Source organism: Natronincola peptidivorans (assembly GCF_900111615.1).
Classification (GTDB): Bacteria; Bacillota; Clostridia; order Peptostreptococcales; family Natronincolaceae; genus Natronincola_A; species Natronincola_A peptidivorans.
Genome location: NZ_FOHU01000008.1, coordinates 152,219 through 161,808, shown reverse-complemented (window position 1 = coordinate 161,808; position 9,590 = coordinate 152,219). Strand labels below are relative to the sequence as shown.

Genomic DNA, 9,590 nt, shown 5'->3' with positions numbered 1-9,590 from the left:
TGGGTTTGTTTTTCTAATTTTCTTGATGAAGTAATTTTGTTCATATATCCATAAATGTATAGCTTAAGTAGGTCTTTGGGGTTATACCCAGGTCTCCCCCTCTCTTTTGGGGTTGCATTCTTAAATCCTAGTTCACCTAGATCTATTGTTTCTACGAAAGTATCTATGATCCTTACAGGATTATCTTCTGTAACATAGTCATCTACATATTCTGGTAAGGCAATCTTGCTTTTTCTATGAATGCCTTCTATATATCTCATACTATCACCCTCCTTACTACTATTATGGGCGATTCTATGCATGCTATATCAAGATTACCTTATCCATTTATTGGATTTTTGGCGCGGCCTGACGTCCCCATGTCGTCGCGTGGAGCGTCCCCATGTCGTCGCGTGTCGTCCAACATGCATTGTTAAAAAAACAATAAACTTTAGGTTGTAGTGAAGGATTTCATGTATAAAGATAGAACATATTAATAAATAGAATATATTAAAAAATAAAACATATGAAAACCATCCCCAAACAAAAAAATCCTAGAGAAAAAATAGTGTATAATAAAAGTTATAAATACAGCAGAATATAATTCGTCATTAGGAGGCAGATAAGCAATGAATAAAAGAGATATACAATTGATTGGCATTATTATTGTTTTGGCTATAGGAGGTCTTGTGGCTAGCAGAGTAATGCTGCAAAGCGATAGTATAGAGAGTTACGTAAATATTTATGTAGAAGGCAGCGAATATGAAAGAGTAACACTAAATGAAACACAGGTTGTGACAATTGACGTTGAAGGGAAATATAACGAGATTAAAATTAATACGGATGGTGTTGTGATGCAGAAGGCTAGCTGTTCAAATCAAGATTGCTTGGAGCAGGGAGAAGTTACTTTGGACAATATAAATACACGCCCTCTAGGTGGATGGATTATTTGTTTGCCCAACCATGTGTCCGTTGAGTTGGTGAAGGGAGCAGACAAATGAATACAAAAACAATAACAAGATTTGGATTATTAGCATCAGTTGCTCTGGTGCTAGGCTACTTTGAAAGATTCATTCCCATTGCCCATGGACTGCCAGGCGTTAAATTAGGACTTGCCAACACGGTTTTACTTTATGCCTTATACTTAATGAATACCAAAAGTGCCTTTGGTCTCATGCTAATCAAGGTTGTGATGAGTGGGATCTTGTTTGCAGGCGTAAGTGGTATGATATATAGTTTTGCAGGAGGCTTGTTAAGCATAGTTATGATGATAGTGATGAAAAAATTTGTAGATACAAGTATTGTAGGGGTTAGTATCATTGGTGCCGTATTTCATAATGTTGGACAATTGCTAGTTGCTAGTATGGTTGTACAAACAAAAGGATTACTATTCTATATGCCGATTCTGCTGATCTCAGCTATTATTACTGGTGTTCTTACTGGTGTGACTGCAAAACATGTATTTAAAGGTTTATCAGCTGCTCATTTCACTATTCCAAATAGTCATAACAACCATCACAAAACAGCCGATGAAATGCTTTCTAACAATGAAGATAGTTAAAAGACTTGGGACGTCAGACTGCGTAAAGAATCCCTTTTATGAAACTTCCCATACAATATGTAGTCATCAAGAAGTTTGCCTGAGCTATATATGGTGCGGAAAATTAGTAGAATAATAGTTTTCACACAGGCTGACGTCCTCATGCCCCTTTCCACATTCTAATAATATCGAAACATTATCATATATCAATAAGATATTTATGGTAAATTTTAGAAAAAAGGATTGACAAAAAAAGTGACAGCATGATATGATTAACATACCCAAAGTATGTTGGTTAATATAAAGAAAATATTCCAAGTCTAAGAAGGTACCCTTGATTGAAAAATCAATAGATTCAACATAAAGAGAACTATATTTTTTTAGACCTAACATACCTTTGGTAGGTATGTTAGGTTGCATAGTAGAATTATGAATGAATAAAAGAGGTGAGCGGGTGGTATATCATGAACAGCTATGGGGATAGCAGAAGCTTACTTGAGCCTCGGCAGGGTGATGGGCCCTTTATGGGCCGGGTATATACTTGACATGAATATATATTATCCCTACTTGAGTGGAGCCCTATTCTTTATGGTTATGCTCTTGATAAGTTTGGGGGTTGATAGTGAGAAGTATCTAGAACATAACATCTAGAAGCAAAGCCTATTAGAATTTCAAACTACATTTACGAATCCTATCATATAGGAATAGTTGACAAAGAAAAACATTAGTATTATATGATTAGCATACTTACTGCAGGCATGGAAAATTAATTTATTGGAGTGGATAAAATGATTAAATCAACTGGTAGTGATGACAGAAAAAAAGCTTTTTTGCAGACTGCCCTTGAATTATTCTACCAAAAAGGGTATGAGCATACAAAAATCACCGATATATGTGAAAAGATGGATGTAACCAAAGGGGCCTTCTATCATTATTTTGACTCAAAAGAAGATGTGATTATTGCTTTAGGTAAGGCATTCACAGAAAGAGGCACAAAGATAATTAATGAAGTATTTAAACGAGACGATTTGACTACAGTAGAAAAATTTAACAAGGCACTTGTGTCCGTGAATGAATATAAGATTAGAGAAAGGGAATGGAGATTAAAATTTAAAACTGCAATAGAAACAGATGAAAATCTGAAACTGCAGCATATAGTAACTAATTCTTTGAAGATGGAGGTTAGCGGACTCTATGAGGAACTTATTGATATGGGTGTTAAGGAAGGCGTCTTTGGAGATCCTGTCAACTCCAGTGAACTAGCAGAGTTCTTTCTAAACACTATTTTTAGCTTGAATGTAGAAGTGGATAAACTGGAAAAGGAGTTATACGACAAGGAAAAAAAATCCGACTACCAAAGCATTTTAAACAAATTAGAGACTAAGCTGCGATTCCATGAGGTTATGCTGAAAAGAATTTTTCAGTTGCAGGAAGGTGAATTTGACCTGATAACACCATATTTCCTTAGGGTTAAGGGTGGGGAGTAAAATCAGCTCCCTACTTAACAATCACAGTATATTGTTATATGAGGTAAAAAAGGGTCCTTGGTTAATGAAACTTGTAATCAACACAAAGGATTATATTTTTTTATCACGAACATACCTTCGGTAGGTATGAATGATTCTATCTCTAATCATTATGAATGAATAAAAGAGGAGAGTGGGTGGTATATCATGAAAAGCTATTATTTTGTGAGGCCATTAGAAGACGTAGGCAAAGGAGATATTCCCTTAGCAGGCGGGAAAGGTGCAAATCTAGGTGAGATGATTAAGGCTGGTTTTCCTGTTCCAGATGGTTTTGTATTACTGGTAAATGCATACGAAAAATTTGTTGAAGCCAATAACTTGGAAAAGGATATAGAAAACCTCCTTAGCACCATAGGTGATGACTATACAGCTGACTTAGAAAAAGCAAGCATTAAAGTCAAGTCCTTATTTGAAAAGGGAGAAATACCTAAGATTATAAAAAAAGAAATTGATGAAATCTACAGGGAAATAGGTGAGCCCCATGTAGCAGTACGCTCATCTGCAACGGCAGAGGATTTGCCAGGGGCATCCTTCGCTGGACAGTATAGCACTTTTTTAAACATAAAGGGCAAGGAGGAATTATATGCAGCGATAAAAAAATGCTGGGCCTCATTGTGGAATGATAGAGCGGTGTTTTACCGAGGGAAACATAATATTAGCAATGAGGATATAAGCCACGGAGTTGTTGTCCAAAGGCTAATTAACTCAGAAAAATCTGGAATACTCTTTACAGCAAATCCAGTCAATGGTAGAAGGGATGAAATATCGCTAAATTCATCATGGGGTCTGGGGGAAGCAATCGTAAGTGGGGAAGTGGACCCCGACCAGTGGATTATTCATAAAAAAACTGGGAGGATAGTCAGTGAGCATATAGCTGTGAAAAAAGTAATGACCGTAAGAAGACAACAGGGAATAGATCTGGTGAGGGTAGAGGAGAAAAAGCAAGAAGAAGTTACTCTAAATGAAAGTGAAAGAAGAGAACTATTGGATTTAGCTATAAAGGTAGAAGAGCATTATGGGGCTCCTCAGGATATAGAGTGGGCCTATGAAAATAAAAAATTCTATCTAGTCCAAACAAGGCCTATTACTACCCTATATCCCATACCTGAGCCCAAGGATACAGGTGAGGAGTTACGGATTTATATGAATCTTTTAATGTGGAGACAGGGAATGAGTGATCCCATCACTCCTATGGGTGTGGATTTTTTTAGCACAGCAGTAAAGAATGTAATTGTGAAAAAAAAGCGGCGCCCTCAAGTTAGATGGCTGAAAAGATCCGGAGGCAGGATTTTTATTGACATAACCGAGGCCTTGAAATTCGAAGAAGTGCTTTCTAGATTGCGGGAGAATAAAATACCTGCCCTCTTTGATTCTGAACCTATAACATTCAAGGCATTATCACAAGTTGGAGATAGATATCATGCTGAGTTAAAGAAATCCCGAAAATCGGTAACAAGCTTATTGTTAGGGATAATAGCTAGTTTAGGATTCGGTATCATCAAGATGAAGATGTTTGGGAGATTTAGGGAACTTTATAGTAAAATGTCTCCACGAAGAGCCGTATACAAAGCAACTAAATTTGGTCACAATAAAATTGCTGCTTTGAAAGAAGGAAAAAAACGGCTACAAACAGCTGAAGAAAAGCTAGCCTTTGTGGAACAGGAAGCAGCCACCGTGTTTTTTGGTATTGGATATGGAATGATCTTCTGGCTGTTTCCACCAATTAATGCTTTAGCTGAGGCTATAAAAATCATTGATAAACACATGGATACCAGCTCAGAAAAAGGAGAGGGGATAACTGACCTTGAGAAGGTTAAAAGAGCGGTGCATAACTGTGTGACAACGGAGATGGGGATGGAAATGCTGCAAATAGCAAAGAAACTGGATGAGACTGGGGAAGAACCATCACCAGAGCACCCAGAGCTACAGAGATTCTTGCTGAAATATGGCCATAGAGGTACAGAAGAAATTGATATAGGATTGCCCAGATGGAATGAAGATCCTATCTATGTGATTAACTTAATTCGTTCCTATATAGAGCATAAAGCCTACCAAGAAGGAATCCAGAGGTTCTACCTTGACAGAGAAGAAGCTGAGGAGGCATTAACCAAGATTGTTACTGGATTAAAAGATAAAGGAGCCTATAGAGATGCCAAAAAGGTGGAAAATCTACTTAGACTGCATCGGGAAATGTTCGGTTATAGAGAGCTGCCTAAGTCCATTCTTGTCAAAGGAATTGGCATCCTGAGGGAGGTTTTGGTAGAGATTGGTGAGGAACTAGAAGCTGAAGGTAGGTTAGATGACAAGAATGATGTATTTTATGTAACTTTTGAAGATATAAGATCAGGCTTAAAGCTACAAGAAAAAGTTTGGAAAAATCGTGAAGAGTTTCAAAGAGAGCAATTAAGAACCTTTGCCCCTAGAGTAATCACAAGTACTGGAGAAACCATCTACTCTGCTGTGGAGGAAGAAAGCGGTGATGGATATAGGGGTATTCCAGCATCACCAGGGGTTTGGGAAAGTCAGGTTAAAATACTGAAACGACCTGAGGAAGGCCATAAGCTAAGCAAGGGTGACATTCTTGTGACAGCGTCAACCAATCCTGCCTGGACACCACTTTTCTTGAGAATTGGCGGGTTAATCATGGAGACCGGTGCCCCAATGTCCCATGGGCCAGTTGTAGCTAGAGAATACGGAATTCCAGCAATAATCGGAGTGAAAGATGCCACAACCGCACTTAAGGACGACCAAATTGTCAGGATGAATGGAGAGACAGGAAAAATAGAGGTGATTTAACACATAGGTAAGGCTTGTAGACCAAGGAATAGGAAAATATACAGAAGCAAATTGATGTTGATAATCCAAACTAACAGAAGCTAGTATTAGACAGCTGGAAGGAATTATTAATAAAAAGGAAAAAATATCTGTGTGGAGTATACTGGACGAGATGTTTTAGATATTGATGAATTTGAAATTATATCTAGGCTTGTGAAATATGAGCAGATGGAGAAAGACACTTTAAAAGTAGATGAAATCTAAATTTCATTAGTGTTGAATACTTCAAAGGTTATACTATTATGTAAATTCTAAAACAGATTCCATTAAAAATGACAACATTGTCATATGACACACTTGTCATATGGATAAATTTATGTTATTCTGTTTTAAGGAGGAGGGAATAACATGCCAAAAGAAACCTTTTATAATTTAAGCGAGGATAAAAAACAAAAAATATTTGACGCCGCTGTACAGGAGTTTTCAACCAAGCGTTTCAGTGAGGCATCTATTAATCAGATTATAAAGTTTGCAGGAATACCTAGGGGAAGCTTTTATCAGTATTTTACTGATAAAGAAGACATCTATAGTTATGTGTGGGAAGAGATTACAAGGGAAAAACGAGCAGTTCTCCGTCACAAGGAAACATTGGATCCGGACATTGATTTTTTTGAAGCACTGATACAATCAACTAAAGCTACATTTGAATGGAGCAAACTAAAACCTCAATATAATCAGATAAGTGTATTGATGGAGATTGACAATAGTGAATTCATTACTAAGCTCCGTGACAGTTTACTGGAGGATTTGCGAGGAATGGTTGAGAGGGATAAAGAACGGGGCCTTGTAAAGCCAGAAACTGATGCTGATTTAGTGGTGGATATGATTTACACCTTGATTTGGAAACAGTTGTTCATGAACGGAATGAATGAAGATATGTTTTCTAAGAAATTAAACAATGGTATCAAAATAATCAAGGAAGGTATTACAAGTATTTAAGGATTGAAAATATGATTGCTGGATGGGGTTAGCTAAATGATAGAAGGGGGAATCCATATGAAATCATATGTGCTGGGTTTTCAAGAGCTGGATAAAAACAAACTCATGATAGTTGGGGGGAAAGGTGCTAATCTAGGAGAATTATCAAGAATTGAAGGGATACGTGTGCCAGAGGGATTTTGTATTACAACAGAGGCTTATAAAAGAATCATAGACAACAATGAAGAATTTAATGCATTACTGGATCAATTATCGGTTCTAAAGCTGGAAGACAGAGGAAAAATTGCTGAAATCAGTGGAAAGATTCGAAAAGTGATAGAGGAGATAGTCATTCCAGAAGAAATAGCGTTAGTGATAACTGGTTATGTTTCGACACTTGGGGAAGAAAATGCCTACGCGGTACGATCTAGTGCTACAGCGGAGGACCTTCCCACAGCCTCCTTTGCAGGCCAGCAGGATACCTATTTGAATATTATCGGGAAAGAAGCCATTTTACAGCATGTTAGTAAATGTTGGGCATCGCTGTTTACGGAGCGTGCTATCACCTACCGAATTCAAAATGACTTTGACCACCGTAAGGTTTATTTGTCTGTAGTGATTCAAAGGATGATTTTACCTGAAGCTGCAGGAATACTGTTTACGGCTGATCCTGTCAACTCAAACCGAAAAGTACTGTCTATTGATGCAAGCTTTGGGATTGGTGAAGCCTTGGTCTCTGGCATAGTGAATGCAGATATCTATAAGGTGAGAGAGGGAAGTATTATTGATAAAAAGATACCTACCAAGAAGCTGGGGATTTATGCCTTAAAAGAAGGTGGTACGGAAGAAAGGGAAATTGTAGGTGATCAACAAAATAAGCAGACACTAACGGATGATCAAATTTTAGAACTTGAACAGATGGGTAGAAAGATTGAGGCACATTTTGGATATCCACAGGACATCGAGTGGTGTCTTTATGAAGGTGAGTTCTATATTGTTCAAAGTAGGCCTATTACAACCATTTACCCGATTCCAGAAGTGAAGGACGGAAAAAACCATGTTTATATTTCTTATGGTCACCGACAAATGATGACGGATGCTATGAAGCCACTGGGACTGACATTTTTTCAAATGTTTTTCAGAAGATTTGGAGGTGTGGTGGTTGAGGAAGCAGGGGGTAGAATGTTTATGGATGTGTCTCATGAACTAAGGTCTCAAATAAAAGCTAAGATTCTTCTTGGAAGCATTGCAAAGGTGGATATATTGATGGAAAACGCCCTTCGTAATGTGATGAAGCGTAAAGATTTTATCAAATCTTTACCCAGTGGAAAATCAATGATGAGTGCAGGAAGTGGCATCGGAGGTGGTTTGATGGATGCGATTAAATTCTATAGCAAGAATGATCCCAGCATTGTGACCAACTTAATCGCTAAAAGTGAAGACCGTCTGCACAAGCGAGAGGAAATAATGAGTCATCTCTCAGGAAGTGATTTATTTGACTTTATCGATAAGGACATGGATGAGTTCAAGAAAGCGGTTACCAATGGTTATGGGGCATACTTTGTAGCCATGTATGCCTCAGACTGGCTGAATAAACGTATGGAGAAATGGTTGGGTGAAAAAAATGTTGCAGACACTCTTTCCCAATCTGTAAAAAATAATGTCACATCCGAAATGGGACTGGAGCTTTTAGATGTTGCTGATGTGGCACGTCAATATCCAGAGGTCATGGAGTATTTCACTCATGCCAATGATGAGACATTTTTTCAAGATTTGTCCAAGTTGATGGGTGGCAAAGAAGTTAGCGAGGTTATGGAGTCATACTTAAAAAAATACGGTATGCGTTGCACTGGAGAGACGGATATTTCTCGACCTCGTTGGAATGAGAAGCCCACCACCCTCATTGCAGCGATTATGGGATATGTCAAAAACTTTCAGACTGGTGAGCACAAGCGTAAATTCGAAAAAGATTTTGCAGAGGCACAGGGAATGGCAGAGAATCTACTGTCTCGTTTAGAGAATCTTCCTGGCGGCAAGAAAAAAACTCAGAAGATTGAGAAGATGATCAGCGTACTACGTAACTTTGCAGGATACCGTGAGTACAACAAATATATGTTAGTCTGGTATTTCTGGATTATTAAGCAGAGTTTTCTTCGAGAAGCCGACAAGCTTGTAAAGCAGGGCAGTATACAAGATCGGGAAGATATCTACTTTTTAACCTACGACGAATTCAAGGAAGCCGTTCAAAGTGGTGGAGTTGATTATGATAGGATTAGTAAGCGAAAAGAGGAACATGCTTACAATGAAAAACTAAGTCCACCTAGGGTAATCACCTCTGAAGGTGAAGTGATATTTGGGGAATATACCAAAGGGAATATACCAAAAGATGCCTTAGCAGGTGTAGCAGTGTCCTCAGGAATAATTGAAGGTCGAGCCCGGGTTTTAACTAAAATTGACGATGCCCACATTGAAAAAGGAGATATTTTAGTAGCGACTTATACTGACCCCAGCTGGACACCCCTCTTTGTTTCAGTCAGTGGACTTGTAACGGAAATAGGTGGTATGATGACCCATGGTGCAGTTGTTGCGAGGGAATACGGCATGCCAGCAGTGGCAGGTGTAGATAATGCGACTAAGCTGATCAAAGATGGACAGAGAATTAGGATAAATGGAAATGAAGGATATATAGAAATTTTGGACTAGAGAAGGTAAACATTTCTTTTTATACAAAATGTAAAGATTGAAAGCCGCTAGTTCAGGTGGCTTTCTCAGACAGAAAAGAATTGAGGTAG

Annotated in this window: 7 protein-coding genes; 6 read left to right on the top strand and 1 reads right to left on the bottom strand. The window is 38.1% G+C overall.

The features are described from left to right. Positions 1-260 (bottom strand): transposase (locus BMX10_RS10475; RefSeq protein ID WP_170834743.1); only part of this gene is annotated, 260 nt, incomplete at its 3' end. A gap of 348 nt (positions 261-608) precedes the next feature. On the opposite strand from BMX10_RS10475, the gene BMX10_RS10470 reads away from it, so the two are divergent. From BMX10_RS10470 to ppsA, 6 genes are all read left to right on the top strand, one after another. Beyond that, a complete protein-coding gene (locus tag BMX10_RS10470; protein ID WP_090443536.1) occupies positions 609-980 on the top strand; it encodes a NusG domain II-containing protein in 372 nt (123 codons plus the stop codon). After that, positions 977-1,540 (top strand): Gx transporter family protein, encoded by a 564-nt coding sequence (locus BMX10_RS10465; RefSeq protein WP_090443533.1) that lies wholly within the window; start codon positions 977-979, stop codon positions 1,538-1,540. The genes BMX10_RS10470 and BMX10_RS10465 overlap by 4 nt, the downstream gene beginning before the upstream one ends. A 767-nt stretch (positions 1,541-2,307) precedes the next feature. Further along, positions 2,308-3,006 (top strand): TetR/AcrR family transcriptional regulator, encoded by a 699-nt coding sequence (locus tag BMX10_RS10460; protein ID WP_090443532.1) that lies wholly within the window; start codon positions 2,308-2,310, stop codon positions 3,004-3,006. 186 nt (positions 3,007-3,192) lie between these two features. Then, positions 3,193-5,841: a PEP/pyruvate-binding domain-containing protein gene (locus BMX10_RS10455; protein WP_090443529.1), complete on the top strand. Its 2,649-nt coding sequence runs from the start codon at positions 3,193-3,195 to the stop codon at positions 5,839-5,841. 387 nt (positions 5,842-6,228) lie between these two features. After that, positions 6,229-6,819, top strand: a complete 591-nt coding sequence (locus tag BMX10_RS10450) for a TetR/AcrR family transcriptional regulator (RefSeq protein WP_090443526.1) — start codon at positions 6,229-6,231, stop codon at positions 6,817-6,819. 57 nt (positions 6,820-6,876) lie between these two features. Beyond that, a complete protein-coding gene (gene ppsA / locus BMX10_RS10445) occupies positions 6,877-9,501 on the top strand; it encodes a phosphoenolpyruvate synthase (RefSeq protein ID WP_090443522.1) in 2,625 nt (874 codons plus the stop codon). Positions 9,502-9,590: the final 89 nt, after the last annotated feature.

Coding starts and splice junctions, on each gene's coding strand:
- BMX10_RS10470 (WP_090443536.1), top strand. CDS start 609: ATGAATAAAAGAGATATACAATTGATTGGCATTATTATTGTTTTGGCT.
- BMX10_RS10465 (WP_090443533.1), top strand. CDS start 977: ATGAATACAAAAACAATAACAAGATTTGGATTATTAGCATCAGTTGCT.
- BMX10_RS10460 (WP_090443532.1), top strand. CDS start 2,308: ATGATTAAATCAACTGGTAGTGATGACAGAAAAAAAGCTTTTTTGCAG.
- BMX10_RS10455 (WP_090443529.1), top strand. CDS start 3,193: ATGAAAAGCTATTATTTTGTGAGGCCATTAGAAGACGTAGGCAAAGGA.
- BMX10_RS10450 (WP_090443526.1), top strand. CDS start 6,229: ATGCCAAAAGAAACCTTTTATAATTTAAGCGAGGATAAAAAACAAAAA.
- ppsA (WP_090443522.1), top strand. CDS start 6,877: ATGAAATCATATGTGCTGGGTTTTCAAGAGCTGGATAAAAACAAACTC.